This window comes from Faecalibacterium sp. i25-0019-C1 (assembly GCF_042854225.1).
In the GTDB taxonomy this organism is placed as follows: Bacteria; Bacillota; Clostridia; order Oscillospirales; family Ruminococcaceae; genus Faecalibacterium; species Faecalibacterium taiwanense.
Genome location: NZ_AP031428.1, coordinates 1,639,621 through 1,659,065, shown reverse-complemented (window position 1 = coordinate 1,659,065; position 19,445 = coordinate 1,639,621). Strand labels below are relative to the sequence as shown.

The following is a 19,445-nucleotide window of genomic DNA, read 5'->3' as shown; positions in this document are numbered from 1 at the left end:
GATATGGCGTTGATCGTACAGAAGTTCGGCGGTTCTTCGGTGAAGGACCGTGACCGTATCTTCAACGTGGCACGCATTGTGGCAAACACCCACAACGCGGGCAATGACGTAGTAGTGGTGGTGTCCGCTCAGGGCGATACCACCGATGACCTGATCGCCAAGGCTGGGGAGATCACCCACAACCCTTCGGCCCGTGAAATGGATATGCTGCTGGCTAGCGGCGAGCAGATCAGCATTTCGCTGCTGGCCATGGCACTGAATGAGCTGGGCTGCCATGCCATCAGCCTGACCGGCTGGCAGGCTGGCTTCCGCACCGACCGCGCCTATACCAAGGCGCGCATCACCCGCTTGGAGACAGAGCGCATCTCTTCTGAGCTGGAGCGCAACCGTGTGGTCGTTGTGGCGGGCTTTCAGGGCCTGAACAAGATGGACGACATCACCACTCTGGGCCGCGGCGGCTCCGACACCAGCGCTGTTGCCATTGCAGCAGCCCTGCACGCAGACCGCTGCCAGATCTTTACCGATGTGGAAGGCGTTTACACGGCCGACCCGCGCAAGGTGCGCAACACCCGCAAGCTGGATGAGATCACCTTTGACGAGATGCTGGAGCTGGCATCTCTGGGCGCACAGGTGCTGAACAACCGCAGCGTGGAGCTGGCCAAAAAGTATAATGTGGAGCTGGAGGTGCTCTCCAGCCTGAATCCCGTGCCCGGTACGGTGGTCAAGGAGGTTACAAAAGACATGGAAGGTATGCTGATCAAGGGTGTCGCAAAAGACACTGATGTTGCTGTTATCACGATTCTGAACGTTCCCGATGAGCCGGGCATGAGCTTCAAGATCTTCGGTCTGCTGGCCCAGAAGAACATCAACGTGGACATCATCCTGCAGTCCACCGGCCGTGACGGCAAGAAGGATATCAGCTTTACCTGCTCTGAGGGCGAAGCCGATCTGGCCATGCGCGTGCTGAAGGAGAGCGCACACTTCAACGATGTGAGCGTAGACACCACCTGCGCCAAGGTCTCCATTGTGGGTGCCGGTATGCAGAGCCACAGCGGCGTTGCTTCCAAGATGTTTGAGGCACTGTCCAACAACAACATCAACATCAAGATGATCTCCACCAGCGAGATCAAGATCTCCTGCATCATCAACCGCGACGATGCCGACAAGGCTGTTTCTGCGATCCACGATATGCTGTTTGACTGATCTGTAAAAAATGAATTTTGTGCGCTGTACAGTTTCTTTTGGAGCCGTACGGCGCTCTTTTTGTTAACGGCCTCGCCCTCTCAGTCGCTTACGCGACAGCTCTCCCAAAGGGCGAGCCTCTGGCGAAGAGAAAAACTTTCTGGTTCTGCCAAGGCCTCTCACTTTGGGAGAGGTGGACGCGAACAGCGTGAGCGGACGGAGAGGGCAAGGCCGCTGACGAGGACGGTCATACTTATTTTACACTTCCGGCGTTTACACAAAATGCAAAGGGGTGTATAATATACACTGTATCTGTGCGGCGCAGTGCGCTGCAAATTCTGCAAAAGGAGCTGCAACGCACCATGGAACCGACTGATAGAAATGCTGCAAAGCCCCGCCTGACCCGCGCTCAGTGGAAGCGCCGCAAGCGGCTGCGTCTGGCCCGCAACTGGGCCGTTCTCATTCTCGTCTGCGCCGCCATTGTGGCGCTTATGACCAAAGGCATCCTCTGGCTGCTGCCAAAGGTGAACGCCATGCTTGAAGGGCCGCAGAGCTTTGATGCGGCCAGCTACGATGGCACCGGCTATAGCTTTGATGCTGACGATGAGCGTTTTGTGCTGGTGAACACCAATCTGCCTTTTGCCGAGGAACCCTCTCCGGCCCTTGCCGATGCCGATGAAGCCAGCGGTATCCAACTGGAAGCCGAAGCAGCTGCAGCCTACCAGAAAATGGCTGCGGCTGCGGCCGAGGACGGCGTTGCACTGGTGCTGACGGCAGGCTATCAGGACGCAGATGCCCGCAGCGCGGCCTATGAGACGCAGAAGCAGCAGTATCTGGAAAAGGGCAAAACCGAGGAAGAAGCCGCCAGCCTTGCGGCAGATATCCAGCCGCCTGCGGAATGCAACGATCACGGCACCGGCTATGCGGCGGATATCCTCAGTACGGACTACCCGACCCGTGATACCGGCTTTGATACGACCCGCGCCTACGAGTGGCTCACCGCCTACGCCGCCGAATACGGCTTTATCCTGCGCTATCCGCAGGACAGGCAGGCTGCTACCGGCGTGGTGTTTGAGCCGTGGCACTGGCGGTATGTGGGCGTTGAAAATGCCCTTGCCATCCGTGCCAGCGGCCTGAGTCTGGAAGAATTTCTTGCCTTGCAGAAGGCATCATAAAAATAAAAGCTCCCTGTGAAAGCAGGGCGGAGGAACAAATTGGAACGTACTCTCATTGCGCCGGGCGTGCATCTTTCCTGTGACCCGGCGGAAAAATTCAACCGCTGCCGCATCAGCGTCCACTTTGCCTTTCCGGCAAAGCGGGAAACGGCCACAGCACATGCGCTGCTGCCGCTGGTGCTGGAGCGCGGCTATGCCGACTGTCCGGATATGACCCGCCTGACCAAAAAGCTGGCCAAGCTCTACGGTGCAGACCTCACAGTGGATGCCCGGCCCATGGGCTGCAGCCACAACCTGTGTGTTAGTGTTACCGGCATCAAGGATCAGTTTGCGCTGGAAGGGGAGACCCTTACAAGGGAATATGCATCCATTGCACTGGGTGCGGCCTTTCACCCGTATTTTGTGGGCGGCACTTTTGATCCGGAAGCCGTGGGCATTGAAAAGCAGATGCTGAAAAAGGCGCTGGAAGATGAAATCAACGATAAGCGCCTTTACTGCCTGCATCAGGCCAACCGGGAATTCTTTGGCGACAGCCCGGCGGGTGTGCGGCAGGAGGGCTATCTGGAAGAGGTGGAAGGTCTGACACCGGAACAGCTTACCACAGCCTATTACGAGATGCTGCGCACCGCCAACATTGAACTGCTTGTGCTGGGCTGCACGGCAGAGCAGACCGCTGCGGTAAAGGATGCACTGCTGGCAGAGCTTGCGGCAATTGACCGCGCACCGCTGCCGCTGGCGGAAAACATTGCCATGCCCCGCCGGGAGCCGGTGCACAAAACCGAAACCTATGATATGGTGCAGGCGAAGCTCTGTATGCTGTTCACGCTGGGCGAACCCATGCGCACCGAACAGCTGGCTGCTGTGCGCCTTGCCATGGCGCTGTACGGCGGCAGTGTGACCAGCCGCCTGTTCCTGAATGTGCGCGAGCGTGACCATCTGTGCTACTACTGCTCGTCCTCGTTCCAGAGCTTTACCGGAAGCATGGCTGTGAACAGCGGCGTGGAGCACGCCGACGCAGCCCGGGCAGAGCAGGCCATCTTGAAGGAACTGGCCGACCTGTGCGATGGCCCCATCACCGACGATGAATTTGAGGACTGCCGTCGGGGTCTGCTGAGCGGGATGCAGGGGGTAGAGGATACCTTGGGCGGCATCGAGACATGGTATTACATTGAAGTGCTGCGCGGCGGCGACCCGGCCAAGGTGCAGACACCCGCCGAAGCCCGCGCCGCTCTGCAGGCCGTGACCAAGGACGACGTGCGCGCCATCCTGCGCAAACTGACCCTCTCGGTCAGCTATCTGCTCACAAAGGAGGTGGCCGCTCATGCCGCAGAATAACCAGACCCTGCTGGAAAAGACCGTGGCTGACCAGTGGCAGACCCTGCCCTCCGGACTGACCGTTATCGTGCGGCCCATGCCGGGTTATTCCAGCACCCATGTCATTTTTGCTACCCGCTTTGGCTCCATTGACCGGGATTTCCGGCTGGACGGCAAAGAGGTGCATCTGCCTGCAGGCGTGGCACACTTCCTCGAGCACAAGATGTTTGAAGATCAGGACGGCGATGCCTTTGCAAAGTATGCCAAGACCGGTGCCAATGCCAACGCATTTACCAGCTTTGACCGCACCTGCTACCTGTTCACTGCGACCCAGCAGCTGGACGAAAGCTTGGATGTGCTGCTGGGCATGGTGACTCATCCGTACTTTACCGAGCAGACCATCGCCAAGGAGCAGGGCATCATCGGGCAGGAGATCAAAATGTACGATGACAGCCCGGACTGGCGGCTCATCACCGGCCTGTTCGAGTGCTTGTACCACGAGCATCCCATCCGCAGCGATATCGCGGGCACGGTGGAGAGCATTGCTGAGATCACGCCGGAGATGCTTTACGACAGCTGCAAAGCCTTCTATGCACCGGGCAATATGGTGCTGGCGGCTGCCGGCAACACTACCATGGAGCAGATCCTGGCTGCCTGTGAGCGCCACGGCCTGATGAGACCGCGCAGCACCGAAAGGGTGCAGCGGCTGTGGAAGCCGGAACCCATGACGCTGGCGGCAGCCCATAAGACCCTGAAAATGCCGGTGTCCAAGCCCTGCTTCGGCGTGGGCTTCAAGGAGAAGCCGTTGCCCCCGAACGATCTGCGCACTGAAGCGCTGTATGATCTGGTCCTGAGCTGCATCACAGGCGGCATGTCGCCGCTGTACCGCCGCCTGTACGACGGGGGCCTTGTGAACCCCGGCTTTGGCGGGGAAGTGCTGCGGGTGGACGGCTGCTGCTGCATCCTGTTCACCGGCGAGAGCGATGCCCCCGATGCCGTGAAGCAGATGCTTCTGGACGAGATCGCCCGCATCCGCTCAGAAGGCGTGGACCGGGAGATCTTTACCCTGTGCAAGAACGAAAAGTACGGCCAGCTGATCGAAAATCTGGAAAATGTGGAGGACTCGGCCAGCCAGATGGCAGACTTTGCCCTCTCCGGCCAGACGGTGGCGCAGCAGATCACCATGCTGGCAGGGCTGACTGCCGAGGATGCGGACGCTGCGCTGCAGCACATCCTCAGCACCGACCGCATGGCTGTGATGGATATTTTGCCAGATGGCACTGCGCCGCTGGCCGAGAACGAGGAGGAAGCAGAATGACAAATCTGGTGCAGTTCCCGGGGCTGGGCCTGAGCTTTGAGATCAACCGCGTGGCCCTTTCCATTGGCGGGTTCAATATTTACTGGTATGGCGTGTGCATTGCCTTTGGCATCTGTCTGGCGCTGGTATTTGCGTTCCGCCACAGCATCGAGTTCGGCGTGGACCCGGACAGCATGGTGGACGTGATCTTGATCGGCATCGTGCTGGGCATTGTCAGCGCCCGCGCTTACTATGTGGCCATGGCACCCTTTAAATACGAAAGCATCTGGGAGATGATCGCCATTCGGGATGGCGGCCTTGCCATCTACGGTGGCATCATCGGCGGCTTTCTGTTCGGCGGCTTGGCCTGCAAACGGCGGGGCGTGCCGGTGCTGCCCATGTTCGACCTGACCGCTATGGGTTTTCTGCTGGGACAGGGCTGCGGCCGCTGGGGCAACTTCTTCAATCAGGAGGCCTTTGGTTGCAACACCACCCTGCCGTGGGGCATGTTCAGCGAAACGACCCGCGCTTACCTGATGGGCAGCACAGTCACGGCCCAGAGCGGCGTGACCATTGACCCGAATCTGCCGGTGCATCCCACCTTCCTGTACGAAAGCATCTGGTGCTTCGTGGGCTTTCTCCTGCTGTTCCGTTACATTAAAAAGCGCAAGTTCAACGGTGACATTGCCCTGCGGTATATGATCTGGTACGGCGCGGGCCGCTTCTGGATCGAAGCCCTGCGCACCGACAGTCTGATGTTGGTGCCCTCCATTGGTCTGCGGGTATCCCAGCTGGTGGCAGGTATCGCTGTGGTAGTCGGTGTGGCTGCGGAAATTTACTTCACCCACAAGTTCAAGGACAAGCCCCTGATGGTAAAGCTGGCAATGACGGCGGACAACAAAGCCGCAATCAATAAGCTGAGCAAAGAAAAAACTGTTATCGGTCTGATGACGGATACAGATACTGAACTGCTGGCCTCCAGCCCGCGCAAGCTCTTCGTGGAGCGCACCGAAGCGTATAATGCCGAAGTAAAACGCACCATCGCGGAAAGCGGGAAGACGGAAAAATAAAAAATCCTTCGGAAAGAGGAAAATTCCTCTTGCATTTCCATCGTTTTTTTGCTATAATATTCTAGCCGCATGGTGTGGGCGCCTGAAATGGCCCAGTGTAAGGGCCTGCCTTTACGACCAGCGAGTACAACGAAAAGGAATGAACAAAATGTACGCAATCATTGTTACCGGCGGTAAGCAGTACCGCGTGGAGCAGGGCGACATCGTCTACATCGAAAAGCTGGACGTTGAGGCCGACTCCGAAGTGAAGTTTGATCAGGTTCTCGCTATTGGCGAGGAGGGTTCTGTGAAGGTTGGCGCTCCCGTTGTTGAGGGTGCTACCGTTACTGCCAAGGTCATCAAGAATGGCAAGGGCAAGAAGCTGAACATCATCACCTATCGCGCAAAGAAGCACAGTGCTCGCCGTATGGGCCATCGTCAGCCCTTCACCAAGGTTGAGATCACTGCGATCAACGGCTAAGGAGGTAAATTACAATGGCACATAAAAAGGGCGTAGGCAGCACCAAGAACGGCCGCGATTCCGCAGCACAGCGTCTGGGCACCAAGCGTGCAGACGGTCAGTTCGTTCTGGCCGGCAACATCCTGGTTCGTCAGCGTGGCACCCACATCATGCCGGGTGAGAACGTTGGCAAGGGCAGCGATGACACCCTGTTTGCTCTGGTGGACGGTACCGTCCGTTTCGAGCGCGTGGGTAAAGACGGCAAGAAGTGCAGCGTCAAGCAGTAACTTCTTTCGGATAACTGCAAAACGTAGAGAGCCGGACCCTCGTGGCCCGGCTCTTTTTGATGAAGAATTCTCTTTTTGACTGTCTGGCAGAAACTCCCCCAGTCGCCTGTGGCGACAGCCCCCTCGGGGAGGGGGCCTTAAAGCCTCCCTCCTTGAGGGAGGTGGCATCGTGCAGCGATGCCGGAAGGAGTTCCCGACAAGGGAAGGGGAATAAACGAACATATAAAACTAAGGAGGGGCTGTATGGCAGCACAAACCAACTTTATCGACATCGCCACGATATGGCTCCACGCGGGCAAGGGCGGCGACGGTGCGGTGAGCTTTCACCGTGAAAAATTCGTGGCCGCTGGCGGCCCGGACGGCGGCGACGGCGGCCGCGGCGGCGATATCATCTTTGTGGTGGACGATCACCTGACCACCCTGATGGATTTCCGCTATAAGCGCAAGTATGTGGCCCCGGAGGGTGGCAAGGGCGGTGCAAGCCTGTGCCACGGCAAAAACGCGGAGAACCTTGTCATCAAGGTGCCGCTGGGCACCGTCATCAAGGACGCCGAGAGCGGCCTTGTCATTGCGGACCTGTCCGACCACACCCCAGTCACCATTGCAAAGGGTGGCCGCGGCGGCTACGGCAATGCGCATTTTGCCACTCCCACCCGACAGATCCCCAAGTTTGCAAAGCCCGGTATGCCCGGCGAAGACATTCAGGTGACGCTGGAGCTGAAGCTGATCGCCGATGTGGGTCTGATCGGCTTCCCCAATGTGGGTAAGTCCACCCTCATTTCCACCATCAGCGCAGCCAAGCCTAAGATCGCAAACTACCACTTCACCACGCTGGTGCCCACGCTGGGCGTTGTATCCGTGGCAGAGGGCGCAAGCTTTGTCTGCGCTGACATCCCCGGCCTGATCGAGGGTGCCAGCGAGGGCATCGGTCTGGGACATGACTTCCTGCGCCATGTGGAGCGTTGCCGCCTGCTGCTGCATGTGGTGGATGTTTCTGGCAGCGAGTGCCGTGAACCCATTGAGGATTTTGAAAAGATCAACGAGGAACTGGCAAAGTTCAGCCCTGTGCTGGCTGAGCGCCCGCAGATCGTCATTGGCAACAAGTGCGATCTGGCCACCGAGGAGCAGATCGAAGCTTTCCGCAAGTATGTGGAGGGCAAGGGCTTGACCTTTGTGCCCATCTCTGCCGCTACGATGCAGGGCGTGAAGGAACTGCCGGGCCTCGTGTATAACCGCCTGAAGGATATCCCGCCGGTGCCGGTGTTTGCTCCCGAGTACAAGAAGCCCGAACCCAAGGCCAACGACCGTGCGTTTGAGATCAAGCGCATGGAAGCCCATGTGTGGAGCGTGGAAGCCCCGTGGCTGGAATACATTCTGGCCGGCAGCAATGTGGACGACTACGAAAGCCTGCAGTTCTTCCAGCGTCAGCTGGGCGAGAGCGGCATTCTGGACGCTCTGGTGGCAAAGGGCGTGCAGGAGAACGACACCATTCTCATTGGCGATTACCAGTTCGATTATATCTTCTAAAGAAGAACCCTCTCCGTCAACGCTGCCGCGCTGCCACCTCTCCCGAAGGGCGAGGTTTCACGCATCTAAAAAGTACGTGCAATAAAAGCTCCCCCTTTCGGGGGAGCTGGCGAGCGGATGCGAGTCTGAGAGGGTTGGAGAATATTTATGAACGAACCTGAAAAGATCGACCCGCGGGAGCTTAGCCCCTTGGCGCTGGCCTTTGTGGGCGACAGCGTGCTGGAACTGCTGGTGCGACAGCGTCTGGTGGAGCATCACCGCCTGTCTGCCGGAAAGCTCAACGCAGAAAAGGTCAAATACGTCTCGGCCCGGGCACAGTTCCGGGAGGAACAGCTGCTGGAGCCGCTGTTCACTGAGGACGAACTGGCCGTGTTCAAGCGGGGCCGCAACGCCAGCAAGGCCAGCGTGGCAAAGCACGCTTCCCCGGAGGAATACCGTGCTTCCACCGGCTTCGAGTGCCTGCTGGGCTGGCTGTATCTGAACGGTCAGCTGGGCCGTGTGCACGAGCTGTTTGAAACACTGTGGCAGCAGTTCGACCCCAACGAGACCTGAGAAGTTGCTTTCATAATCATTGCACACCGCCTGAACGGTCTTTTTGCTGCCATACTGCGTTGCTCTTCCTTGCAATCCATCAGGATTGCTGCGGAAAACCGCCTTGTCTGGCGGCAAAAAGCCGCGCCCATTCGGCGCACCCTGACTATAAAAACAACTTCTGACGCGAAAGCCCGCTGCTTTCCGCACTGGAAAACAGTGCCGGAGGGCAGCGGGCTTTGCGATTTGAGAAAGATCAGAGGTTCGCGCCCGTGGTCCATCAGGCGCGAAGGGCAGCGTCAGCGGCTGTTTTTGGCGTTGCTGGAACGGCTGCTCGTGGAGTTCTTGGCGCTCTCATCGTCGGCACCCTTGGTGTACTGGTTGGGGTGCTTGTGCTCGTTGGTGGCGCTGTTGGTGGTCTGGTTGGACGTGCGGTTCGAGGTCTGATTCTTGCAGTTATTGCTGCGGTTTTCGGTTGCCATAGTGAATGATCTCCTTTCGGTTTTCCGTGCGGGGCGGTGTGCCCCTCACAAGACCTAGTTTGGCCGCGGACGGCGGCTTTATACATCCCACAGGAGGAATGCAGAATGCCCATGGAATATTTTGAACAGCGGGAGCGCGCTCTGCTGGGAGACCGGTTCGATGTCCTGTATGCAGCCCCGCAGGAAACGGCGGAGCGCGGCGTAACGGTGTCGGCCCTGCGCAGCTCACCGGAGCAGTTTGCCGCAAAAGCCGATTTCCCACTGGAAGCATCGCCCTTTTGCAAGGCGGCATTCGTGGTGCATCAGCCGGATGATTTGAAATTCCGGCCCGGGCGGCATCCGTACCACCATGCGGGCGTGTTCTACTCGCAGGAGCCGTCTGCGTCCTCGGCGGCACCCCTGCTGGGCGTGCAGCCCGGGATGCGTGTGCTGGACATGTGCGCCGCGCCCGGCGGCAAAAGCAGCCAGCTGGCGGCGGCGCTGCAGGGCCGGGGTGTGCTGGTGAGCAACGAATACGTTGCAGCTCGTGCGGATATCCTGAAAAGCAATCTGGAACGCATGGGCGTGCCCAATGCGGTGGTGCTGAACGAAGCACCTGCCCGCATTGCGGATGCGCTGCCGGAATTTTTTGACCGGGTGCTGGTGGACGCGCCCTGTTCCGGCGAGGGAATGTTCCGCAAGGAGCCGGTGGCCCGTCAGCAGCACTGTGAAGCGCTGGTGAAGCAGTGTGCTGAGCTGGGTGCAGAAATTCTGGACTGTGCAGCCGCTGTGCTGGCCCCGGGCGGGCAGCTGGTGTATTCCACCTGCACCTTTGCACCCGAGGAGGACGAGGGACAGGTGGCGGCGTTCCTGCAGCGCCACCCGGAGTTCACCCTTGCGGATGCGCTTGGCAATGTGGACTACACCTTTGGCAGTGAGGGCGAAGCCAACCGCACCGGCGGCCTGCCGCTGGATGTGAGCAAGGTGCGCCGTATCTGGCCCTGTCAGGGCGGCGAGGGCCACTTTATGGCCCGGCTCGTCAAAGCTGGCACTCCGCGCGTTCTGCCCGCAGAGGGCGAGTACACTGCCGAAGAACAGCTCTGGCTGGCAGCAGCGGAAGCTGCGGGCAAAAAGGCCAAGGGGAAGGGCGGCAAGCCTGCCAAGGCTGCGGATGCCCGCAGTGCCCGCCGCGAGAATGCCCGTGCCTGCCGGGAAGCGGTGCAGGGTGAAAAGCGCAGCCGCGAAGCACAGGCAGGGGAGACAAGTCCTGCCCAGAGCCTTGCAGCATGGCACGCGTTTGCCGGGCAGTATTTCCCGGCGCTGGTTGACCGCCCGGCTGTGGTGCACGGCGGCGGTGTGCTGCTGCCGGTGCCGTTCCCGCAGACGAACCTGCATGTGCTGCGGGCGGGCGTATTTGTGGGCAGCGTGCAGAAAGGCCGCTTTGTGCCGGAGCACCATCTGTTCACGGCATTTGGCGCACAGTGCGTAAACCGCGAAGAACTCACCCTTGATGACCCGCGCTGCGTGGAGTATCTTTCCGGCCGTGAGGTGGAAGCCCGCATCGCTGCTGACGGCTGGTGCTGCGTGACGGTGGACGGCTGGCCGCTGGGTGGCGGCAAGGTGTCCGGCGGGCGGGTGAAAAACCATTATCCCAAGGCGCTGCGGCTGCTGTGAACGGGCAGAAAAAGCGCATTTTTCCGCGCAGAATGCTGAAAACCGGGCGGATAAGGCTTGAACGCTCTGCCCGGTTGTGCTACAATAATAGAGTTAGATTTTGTGTGCTGCCACAATGCGGGCGACCACAGCCCGTCTGCCCGCAGGCGGAGATTTGAGAATATACAGGAGGCTCTTTCCCATGTCTGGACATAGCAAATGGAACAATATTAAGCGCAAGAAGGAAAAGACCGATGGCGCAAAGGCAAAGGTCTTTACCAAGATCGGCCGCGAGATCAGCGTTGCCGTGCGTACCGGCGGCCCGAACCCTGCTTCCAACAGCAAGCTGGCTGACCTGATCGCCAAGGCAAAGCGCATGAGCGTGCCCAACGATAACATCCAGCGCATCATCAAGAAGGCTGAGGGCGGCGATAAGACCGAGTATGAAGCAATCACCTACGAAGGCTACGGCCCCGGCGGCGTTGCTGTCATGGTGGAGACCCTGACCGACAACCGCAACCGTACCGCTGCCGACCTGCGCCACTACTTCGACAAGAACGGCGGCAATCTGGGTGCTATGGGCTGCGTGGGCTTCCTGTTCAGCCAGAAGGGTGTCATTGACATCTCTCTGGAAGATAAGGATGCCGACGAGGCTATGATGGATGCTCTGGATGCTGGTGCTGAGGACTTCGATGCCAGCGAGGATGCAGCCGAGATCACCACCGATCCCGAGAACTATTCTGCTGTGGTCAAGGCCATGGAGGAGAAGGGCTACGAGATCCTCTCCGACGATCTGGCCATGGTGCCCATGACCACCACCCGCCTGACCGACCCCGACCAGCTGAAGCTGATGGGCAAGCTGCTGGATGCGCTGGAAGACAATGATGATGTCCAGAACGTCTGGCACAGCCTGGAGAACGAAGAGGATCTGCCGGAATAACCTTCCGCAAGGCTCTTTGCTCCTGAAATAAGACGATAAAAAGCCGCTTTTTGTGCTAATTGGCACGAAAGGCGGCTTTTTTGTGCTGTGTTACGGGACTGAAAACGTCTTGGGACCTCCACTGAACAATAAAAATCCCCCGTCGGCAAGGCATACCGGCGGGGGAAAGGGGGAGAGCGTTTTTTAATAGATTATTGCACGCTTGCAAGGAACCGCACAAAGCCTGCGCGGCCAGCCTCGTCCATTTTATAGACACCGGCATCGGCCAATACCTGAGCGAACACATGGCCCACCTCGTCCTGCAGAATGAGGTGCACGGTGTCGCCGTTCAGTTCCGGGTGGCGGGCAAGAATATCCTCGGCCCACTCGGCGTGCTTCTGCAGTTCTTCCGGGTACTGGCTCACCGGGGTGCGGGCCACCAGTGCATCGGCCAGCTCAAACAGCTCCTTTTTCAAGCGGCTGGGCAGCACGGCAAGGCCCATGACCTCAATCAGGCCGATGTTTTCCTTTTTGATGTGATGCAGCTTTGCATGGGGATGGAACACGCCCAGCGGATGCTCCGGGGTGGTGATATTGTTGCGCAGCACCAGATCCAGCTGATACTTGCCGTCCCGCATCCGGGCAATGGGGGTGATGGTGTTATGTGGCTCGCCGTCGGTCTCGGCAAAGATGAAGCATTTTTCGTCCGAGTAGCCGCGCCATGCGGTCAGAATTTTATCGGCCAGCTCCACAAGACGGGCATCATCCTCGCTGGTCAGGCGGATGCAGCTCATGGGCCAGTGCACGATACCGGCATCCACATCCTCAAAACCGGGGAAGACCCACTTCTTCTCGACGGGAGCCTTTGCCATAGCGAATTCATAGTGGCCGCCCTGGAAATGGTCGTGGCTGAGAATGCTGCCGCCCACGATGGGCAGGTCGGCGTTGCTGCCCACGAAATAGTGGGGGAACAGGCCCACGAAATCCAGCAGCTTGCGGAAGGTAGCACGCTCGATCTTCATGGGAGTGTGCTGGTTGTTGAACACGATGCAGTGCTCGTTGTAGTAGACGTAGGGGCTGTACTGCAGGTTCCAAGCGCTGTCGTTGATGGTGAGAGGGATGATGCGGTGATTCTCGCGGGCAGGGTGGTTCATGCGGCCTGCATAGCCTTCGTTCTCGGCGCAGAGCTGGCACTTGGGGTAGGCGCTCTGGGGAGCCAGTTTGGCGGCGGCAATGGCCTTGGGGTCTTTTTCGGGCTTCGAGAGGTTGATGGTGATATCCAGATCGCCGTAGGGGGTCTTGGTGACCCATTTCAGGTCGCGTTTGATGCGGTAGCGGCGGATATAATCGGTGTCCTGACTGAATTTATAGAACCAGTCGGTGGCGGCCTGCGGGCCTTCGCTTTCGTAGCGTTCCTCGAAATTGGCGCGCACGATGCTGGGCCGCGGGGTCAATACGCCCATGAGCTTTGTGTCGAACAGGTCGCGGGCGGTGGAGTTGTCCTCGCACACACCGCGGGCAACGGCATCATCTACCAGCGTTTTGAGGATGCTTTCCAGATCGGTATAGCACACCTCGCCCTCCGGCGCGGTAAAGTCGTCCAGCTGCATGGTCATAAGCAGCTGGTTGCGGATGTAAATTTCATCATCGGGCAGGATAAGGCCGGTGTCCAGCCCGTAATTCACGAGCTGCTGGATGGCGGTAGAGATCACAGGACTGCGCCTCCTTCCGGGCGGATGCTCAGCACATGGCAGCGGCCCTCACCAAGGATGGCTTCCATGTGGGCCTTGAAGTCGGCCAGCATTTCCACCGGCACAAAGGCCTGAGCCGTACCGGCAAAGCCGCCGCCGTGCACGCGCACAGCGCCCTTGCCGTTCAGATAATGCTTGGCAGCTGCAATGGTCACGCCCATCTCCTGATGCTCCTTGTAACCGGCGGGGATCACGTTCTGCAGGTATTCCCAGCTGCTGTGGCCGGACTCGTTGACCAGACGCAGGAAAGTGCCAAAATCGCCCTCGCGCAGGGCAGCTACCTGTTTTGCCACGCGGTCGTTATCGGCATAGATATGGAAAGCGCGCAGCACGGCACGGTCGCCGCACTGCTTGCGACACTCCGGAAGCTTTGCAAGGAAAGTCTCAAACGGCACATCCCGCAGCACTTCGCCGCCGCACACAGCAGCCACAGCGCGGCACTCGGCGGGCACAGCGGCATATTCATCGGTCAGGTCGGCATGATCTGCGCAGGAATCCAGAATGCACAGGGCAAGACCTGCCTTGGAGAAATCCACGGCCACCGGCTCCACATCCGGGTGGGCAGGGTCCGCAAAATCAATGGTAATAATGTTGCCAACGCTGGAAGCCATCTGATCCATCAGGCCGCAGGGCTTGCCAAAGTAGACGTTCTCTGCCCACTGGCCGATCTGCGCGATCTCGATGGGGGAGACTTTATCGGTCATGAAGCAGTCATTCAGGATCACACCGATCAGCACTTCAAAGGCGGCGGAGGAAGAAACGCCGCTGCCCTTGGGCACGTTGGAGGAAATGTACACATCCAGACCGGCCAGCTTTGCGCCGCGCTGACGGAAGGCTTCGCATTCGCCGCGCAGCAGAGAGAGGGTAGTGTTTTCCTCTTCCTTGCGGGCAGCAAGGTCATCAAGGCCGATCACACACAGGTCGTAGCCTTCGCTCTGCACGCGCAGCTGGTTCAGGGTGTTGGGCGCGGCGGCAGCGATCATATCAATATTCACGCTGCCGGCCAGCACGCGGCCATGCTGGTGGTCGGTGTGGTTGCCGCCGATCTCGGTGCGGCCGGGGGCACTGTAAAGACCAGCTTCAGCATGGGGGCCAAAGGTGGCATCCAGACCATTCAGAACAGCTTCGTAGCGGGCAGCCTGTGCAGGAGTTTCGTCGGGCGCACAGCAGTAAAGTGCTGCCAGCCGGGCAGCGTGAGCGCCGCTGGAAAGCTCCTGCTTCCATGCGGAAACAGATTTCATCATAGGATAATCCTCCTTTTGAGCGGGTTGGAACTGCAGTGCAGGGCCGCATACAGGATGCTCTGCACACTTCTGTCCTTATCATATAAAATCCGGACAGAAAAAACCATGTGTTATTGTTGCATCTGGATGAAAAGATGCAAAAAGACTGAAATTGGCGCACAGAGTGGAATTTGACGGTTGAAATAAAATTAGATATAAAACGGAAAAACCATTGGCAAAAATGCCTGCAAATCCACGGCTTTGCGCGGGACGGACAAGAGCTGCACAACATGGAGATTTGCGCTTTGAAAAAACAGGGAAAAAGCTCATGGGCCTTTTCCCTGTTTCCCAAAATATTATTTTGTAAACTCGTTTCCGGTCAGGCCGTCCATGTTCAGCATCCCTTCCAGTGCGGCCACATCTGCCGAAACGTCCAGTGCGTCGGACTGGAACAGCTTGTCCAGCTGATTTTCAAAGGCGGTCACCAGCAGGTCCATGCTGCGCTCGATGTTCTTTTTGGCATCGGCGATGTTTTCCCCCTGCACATCCTGCGCAGGAAGGCTGGCGTAGGTGTTCAGCAGCTTGAGGGCGGTGGGCAGATAGTAGTCCATGAATTTCTGCAGCTGAGCCTTTTTGCCGGGGTCCTGCTTTGCCAGCTCAAAGATGCGGGCACTGACCGCTTCCAGACGGCTGATCTTGATGGTCATCACGGGGTCCGGGATGGCATCGTTGACCTGCCGCAGCTGTTGCAGAATTGCGGTATATTGGTCCGCTGGTGCAGGTTCTGGGGCGGGCGCAGGCTTCGGCTTCCGGGGCGGCTGGGGAGCCGCGCCGCGCACTACCAGAGTATTGGTGCGGTTATCAATGTAAGCATCTGCACCGAAGTAACCGTGGGAAATAGCACTTTCCACCACGGTGCGGCCCTTTGCGGCATCGATGCCCGCGGCAGCAAACAGCTCGTCCAGCGGAATATTGTCGCGGTCGCCTGCGATCTTGTCCAACAGGCGTTCCAGCTTGCGGGTACGATCCATGCGCAGGCCGGTTAGCAGAGCAGCGCCGCCGCCCAGCATCTGGGCAATGGCGGTAAACGCCTCCATCATGCTGTCAGCGCCATCCATGAACAGGGTGCTGAAGCCCGCGAACAGAAAGACAGCACCGCCGATGGTGCACAGGGTGGTAAGGAGTTTATGACGCTCCTTAGCGTCCTTCTGCTCTTTGGTGGGAACATCGTGGCCGTAGGCTGGCTCGTTTTCCTGCCGGGGGGCCGTCTGCGCAGGTACGGGGCCGAGGTCGGAACGATAGTCTGCCTGCGCCTGCGCAGCAGCCGTTTCCTCTTTTTCGGCGTTTTTATCGATGCTTTTTAAGATGAACAGCAGCACGCCCAGCGGTGCCGACATGGCAAACACAATAAAGATGGCAATGGTGGGGATGTGGGCAAAATAATGTTTTTTGGGCTGCATGAGCAAAAACCTCTCAATTTATCCTGACTGTCCGGCAAAAGAACAGAAAAAGACCGCGTTCCACTCTATTATAGCGGAGCACGGCCTTTTTGTTAAGGGGGAAATATTGATGTGCGTGGAAGCGGCAGGGGAGTAAGTCTGCTGCCTGCCGGAAAAAGTTACTTCATCAGGCTGCAGACGGCCTCGGCGTAGGCGGCGGGATCATCCACCGGCAGGCCTTCGATCAGCTGAGCCTGTGCGTACAGCAGAGCACTGTACTTCTTGAGCTTGTCGGTGTCACCGGCCTCCTGTGCGGCCTTGAGCACGGCAAACACGGGGTGGTTGACATTCAGTTCCAGAACCTTATCGCTCTTTACGCCTTCGCTGCCGGGCTGCTTGGACAGCACTTTTTCCATCTCAATGGACAGCGGGCCGTCAGCACTCAGGCACACAGGGTGATCCTTCAGGCGGGTAGAGACCTTGACCTCTTTCACCTTGCCGTCCAGTGCGTCCTTCATGGCATCGAACAGGCTCTTGTTCTCAGCGGTAGCGTCCTCGGCGGCCTTCTTCTCTTCCTCGGTCTCAAGGCCCAGATCACCGCTGTTGACATTCTTGAACTCCACGGTGCCGTCCTTGCCTTCGGCATCCTTGCGGGGATAGGTGCGCAGGATCTGCAGGCAGAACTCATCCACGTCTTCGGTCAGCAGCAGGACGTCATAGCCCTTATCCATGACCAGCTCAGCAGCGGGCAGCTTTGCCAGACGGTCGGTAGAATCACCGGCAGCAAAGTAGATATACTTCTGCTCAGCGGGCATCTTGTCCACATACTCCTGCAGAGTGACCATCTTCTGCTCCTTGGCAGACCAGAACAGCAGCAGGTCGCGCAGCAGCTCGGCGTGCATGCCGTAGTCGGAGTAAGCACCGAACTTGATCTGACGGCCGAACTCTTTCCAGAATTCCTCGTACTTCTCGCGGTCATTGGCCAGCATGGCGTGCAGCTCGTTCTTGATCTTTTTCTCCAGAGCGTTGTGGATCAGCTTGAGCTGGTTGTCCTTCTGCAGCATCTCGCGGCTGATGTTCAGGCTCAGATCCTGACTGTCCACAATGCCCTTGACGAAGCTGAAGTAATCGGGCAGCAGGTCGGCGCACTTCTCCATAATGAGCACGCCGGATGCGTACAGGGCCAGACCCTTTTCATAATCCTTGGTGTAGAAGTCGTAGGGACGGTGGCTGGGCACGAACAGCAGGGCATTATAATTTGCAGTGCCCTCGGTGCGGCTGACGATGACGCGGGCGGGGTCGGTATAATCACCAAACTTTTCCTTATAGAAGTTCGCGTACTCCTCGTCGGTCACTTCGCTCTTCTGCTTTTTCCAGATGGGCACCATGCTGTTCAGAGTTTCCAGCTCGGTGTAAGTCTCCCATTCGGGCTTATAATCCTCCGGCTTGGGATCGGGTTCCGGCTTCTGGCGCTCGTGCTGGCGCTCCATCTGGATGGGATAGCGCACATAGTCGCTGTACTTCTTCACGATGGCCACGATGCCGTACTCATCGAGGAAGTTGTCGTAGTGGTCCGTCTCAGTATCCGGCTTGATGTGCAGGATGATCTGGGTGCCTGCGGTGTCCTTCTGAGCGGGGGTCATTTCGTAGCCGTCCACACCGGAGGACTCCCACTGCCATGCTTCATCCGAGCCATAAGCCTTGGAAATGACGGTGACTTTATCGGCTACCATGAAGGAAGAGTAGAAGCCGACACCAAACTGACCGATGATATCGATGTTCTCGTCCTTGTTGTCCTTCTTGAAATCCAGAGAACCGGAGTGAGCAATGGTGCCCAGATTCTGCTCAAGTTCCTCTTTGGTCATGCCGATGCCGTTATCCTCAATGGTCAGGATGCGGTTCTCCTTATCGCGGGTGATGAGGATGCGGAAATCGCCCTTGTTCATGCCCACAGAAGGATCGGTCAGGCTCTTATAATAGAGCTTATCGATGGCATCCGATGCGTTGGAGATCAGCTCGCGCAGGAAAATTTCCTTATTGGTGTAGATGGAGTTGATCATCATATCCATCAGCTTTTTGCTTTCAGCCTGAAATTCTTTCTTAGCCATAATGCAAAACCTCTTTTTATCTGTATTCGGCACCAAGCACTCGGAATAGGATATTACTTTTGAATACTTAGCACTCGTAACTTTCGAGTGCTAATATACACCGACAAAAAGCAAAAATCAAGGGCTTTCATAAAAAGTTTAAAAAATGGTTCGTTTTGTGCTATAATGAACCGCAAAGGATGCTGTAAAAGGAGGAAATATCATGCAGCTGAAACAGCTGGAACTGGCCGGCGGTGGGACACTGACCGTTTATCTGCGTGATTGCTGTGAGCGGATGCCGAATGTGCTTGACCGGCCATTGGTGCTGGTGGTGCCCGGCGGCGGCTATACCCATGTGAGTGCCCGTGAGGGCGACCCGGTGGCGCTGCAGTTTGCGGCGGCGGGGTACCACACCGCTGTGCTGGACTACGCCATCTGCGAAAAGGCAAAGGACTACATGCCGCTGCGCCAGCTGGCCGAGGCTATTGGTCTTGTGCGGCAGCACGCGGCCCAGTGGCATATCCTGCCGGAAAAAATTGCCGTGTGCGGCTTTTCAGCGGGCGGCCACCTGGCCCTTTCCGGTGCTGTGCTGGACATTCCCGGCGAAGCGGCCCAGCCCCGGCCCAATGCAGTCATTCTGGGCTATCCGGTGGTCACGGCAGGGCAGTATGCCCACCGCGGCAGCTTTGTGCAGCTGGCGGGCAGCGCCGACCCAGCGGCACAGCAGGTGTTCGGGCTGGAGGATAAGATCACGCCGCAGACGCCGCCGGTGTTCGTATGGACCACCATGGAGGATGCCACCGTTCCGGTGGAGAACACCCTGATGCTGGTGAACGCTCTGCACCGGGCGGGCGTGCCCTGCGAGGCGCATCTGTTTGAAAAGGGGGTGCACGGTACCAGCATCAGCACGGCAGAGGTGGACCAGCCCAGCCGCCACCGGCATCACTGGGTGGAACTGGCAGTGGAATGGCTGGGAGACACTTTTGCCTTTTCCGTCTGTTAAGTCTGGATATATTTGAACGAACCTACAAAAAATTCACAATTAAACTGTTGACTTGCATAAGCCTTTGACGTATACTGGTCAGCAGGG

At 58.2% G+C, this 19,445-nt stretch carries 17 protein-coding genes; 12 read left to right on the top strand and 5 right to left on the bottom strand.

Annotation, left to right across the window (positions count from 1 at the left end):
• Positions 1-3 precede the first annotated feature (3 nt).
• The 9 genes from ACGHUK_RS08165 (at position 4) to ACGHUK_RS08125 (ending at position 8,843) form a co-directional block, all read left to right on the top strand.
• The gene (locus ACGHUK_RS08165; RefSeq protein ID WP_005945897.1) at positions 4-1,203 is read left to right on the top strand and encodes an aspartate kinase; all 1,200 of its coding nucleotides are present in this window, start codon (positions 4-6) and stop codon (positions 1,201-1,203) included.
• A 341-nt stretch (positions 1,204-1,544) separates the two neighbouring features.
• On the top strand, positions 1,545-2,357 hold the full coding sequence (locus ACGHUK_RS08160; RefSeq protein ID WP_390573991.1) for a D-alanyl-D-alanine carboxypeptidase family protein: 813 nt from the start codon (positions 1,545-1,547) through the stop codon (positions 2,355-2,357).
• A gap of 39 nt (positions 2,358-2,396) precedes the next feature.
• Entirely contained in the window at positions 2,397-3,692 is a 1,296-nt protein-coding gene (locus tag ACGHUK_RS08155; RefSeq protein WP_243111942.1) for a pitrilysin family protein, read from the top strand.
• A complete protein-coding gene (yfmH, locus tag ACGHUK_RS08150) occupies positions 3,679-4,989 on the top strand; it encodes an EF-P 5-aminopentanol modification-associated protein YfmH (RefSeq protein ID WP_390573990.1) in 1,311 nt (436 codons plus the stop codon). The genes ACGHUK_RS08155 and yfmH overlap by 14 nt, the downstream gene beginning before the upstream one ends.
• Entirely contained in the window at positions 4,986-6,038 is a 1,053-nt protein-coding gene (lgt, locus tag ACGHUK_RS08145) for a prolipoprotein diacylglyceryl transferase (protein WP_390573989.1), read from the top strand. The genes yfmH and lgt overlap by 4 nt, the downstream gene beginning before the upstream one ends.
• Positions 6,039-6,186: 148 nt before the next feature.
• Positions 6,187-6,498 carry a 50S ribosomal protein L21 gene (rplU, locus tag ACGHUK_RS08140; protein WP_044954216.1) on the top strand — a complete coding sequence of 104 codons (312 nt, stop codon included), beginning with the start codon at positions 6,187-6,189 and terminating at the stop codon, positions 6,496-6,498.
• Between the two features lie 14 nt (positions 6,499-6,512).
• Positions 6,513-6,764, top strand: coding sequence for a 50S ribosomal protein L27 (gene rpmA / locus ACGHUK_RS08135; RefSeq protein WP_005945908.1), 252 nt, complete (start codon positions 6,513-6,515; stop codon positions 6,762-6,764).
• Between the two features lie 243 nt (positions 6,765-7,007).
• Positions 7,008-8,291, top strand: a complete 1,284-nt coding sequence (obgE, locus tag ACGHUK_RS08130; protein ID WP_097777632.1) for a GTPase ObgE — start codon at positions 7,008-7,010, stop codon at positions 8,289-8,291.
• Positions 8,292-8,438: 147 nt separating this feature from the next.
• The gene (locus ACGHUK_RS08125) at positions 8,439-8,843 is read left to right on the top strand and encodes a Mini-ribonuclease 3 (protein ID WP_097775375.1); all 405 of its coding nucleotides are present in this window, start codon (positions 8,439-8,441) and stop codon (positions 8,841-8,843) included.
• Between the two features lie 278 nt (positions 8,844-9,121).
• On the opposite strand, the gene ACGHUK_RS08120 is transcribed toward ACGHUK_RS08125, so the two are convergent.
• Positions 9,122-9,304, bottom strand: coding sequence for a hypothetical protein (locus ACGHUK_RS08120; protein WP_097775376.1), 183 nt, complete (start codon positions 9,302-9,304; stop codon positions 9,122-9,124).
• A 105-nt stretch (positions 9,305-9,409) separates the two neighbouring features.
• Here ACGHUK_RS08120 and ACGHUK_RS08115 point away from each other — a divergent pair, with 105 nt between their 5' ends.
• Both ACGHUK_RS08115 and ACGHUK_RS08110 read left to right on the top strand, forming a co-directional pair.
• Positions 9,410-10,957 carry an RsmB/NOP family class I SAM-dependent RNA methyltransferase gene (locus ACGHUK_RS08115; protein ID WP_390573988.1) on the top strand — a complete coding sequence of 516 codons (1,548 nt, stop codon included), beginning with the start codon at positions 9,410-9,412 and terminating at the stop codon, positions 10,955-10,957.
• A gap of 181 nt (positions 10,958-11,138) precedes the next feature.
• Positions 11,139-11,876 (top strand): YebC/PmpR family DNA-binding transcriptional regulator, encoded by a 738-nt coding sequence (locus tag ACGHUK_RS08110; RefSeq protein ID WP_044954219.1) that lies wholly within the window; start codon positions 11,139-11,141, stop codon positions 11,874-11,876.
• A gap of 191 nt (positions 11,877-12,067) precedes the next feature.
• Here the strand turns inward: ACGHUK_RS08110 and galT are convergent, their stop codons facing one another.
• The 4 genes from galT to htpG form a co-directional block, all read right to left on the bottom strand.
• The gene (gene galT, locus ACGHUK_RS08105; RefSeq protein WP_097775378.1) at positions 12,068-13,567 is read right to left on the bottom strand and encodes a UDP-glucose--hexose-1-phosphate uridylyltransferase; all 1,500 of its coding nucleotides are present in this window, start codon (positions 13,565-13,567) and stop codon (positions 12,068-12,070) included.
• The gene (locus tag ACGHUK_RS08100) at positions 13,564-14,850 is read right to left on the bottom strand and encodes a galactokinase family protein (protein ID WP_349935220.1); all 1,287 of its coding nucleotides are present in this window, start codon (positions 14,848-14,850) and stop codon (positions 13,564-13,566) included. Before ACGHUK_RS08100 ends, galT begins: the two co-directional genes overlap by 4 nt.
• 335 nt (positions 14,851-15,185) lie before the next feature.
• Positions 15,186-16,289 carry a 5-bromo-4-chloroindolyl phosphate hydrolysis family protein gene (locus ACGHUK_RS08095; protein ID WP_390573987.1) on the bottom strand — a complete coding sequence of 368 codons (1,104 nt, stop codon included), beginning with the start codon at positions 16,287-16,289 and terminating at the stop codon, positions 15,186-15,188.
• A gap of 158 nt (positions 16,290-16,447) precedes the next feature.
• Positions 16,448-18,376, bottom strand: coding sequence for a molecular chaperone HtpG (htpG, locus tag ACGHUK_RS08090; RefSeq protein WP_005945930.1), 1,929 nt, complete (start codon positions 18,374-18,376; stop codon positions 16,448-16,450).
• A gap of 202 nt (positions 18,377-18,578) precedes the next feature.
• Here htpG and ACGHUK_RS08085 point away from each other — a divergent pair, with 202 nt between their 5' ends.
• Positions 18,579-19,358, top strand: coding sequence for an alpha/beta hydrolase (locus ACGHUK_RS08085; protein ID WP_291015669.1), 780 nt, complete (start codon positions 18,579-18,581; stop codon positions 19,356-19,358).
• Positions 19,359-19,445 lie beyond the last annotated feature (87 nt).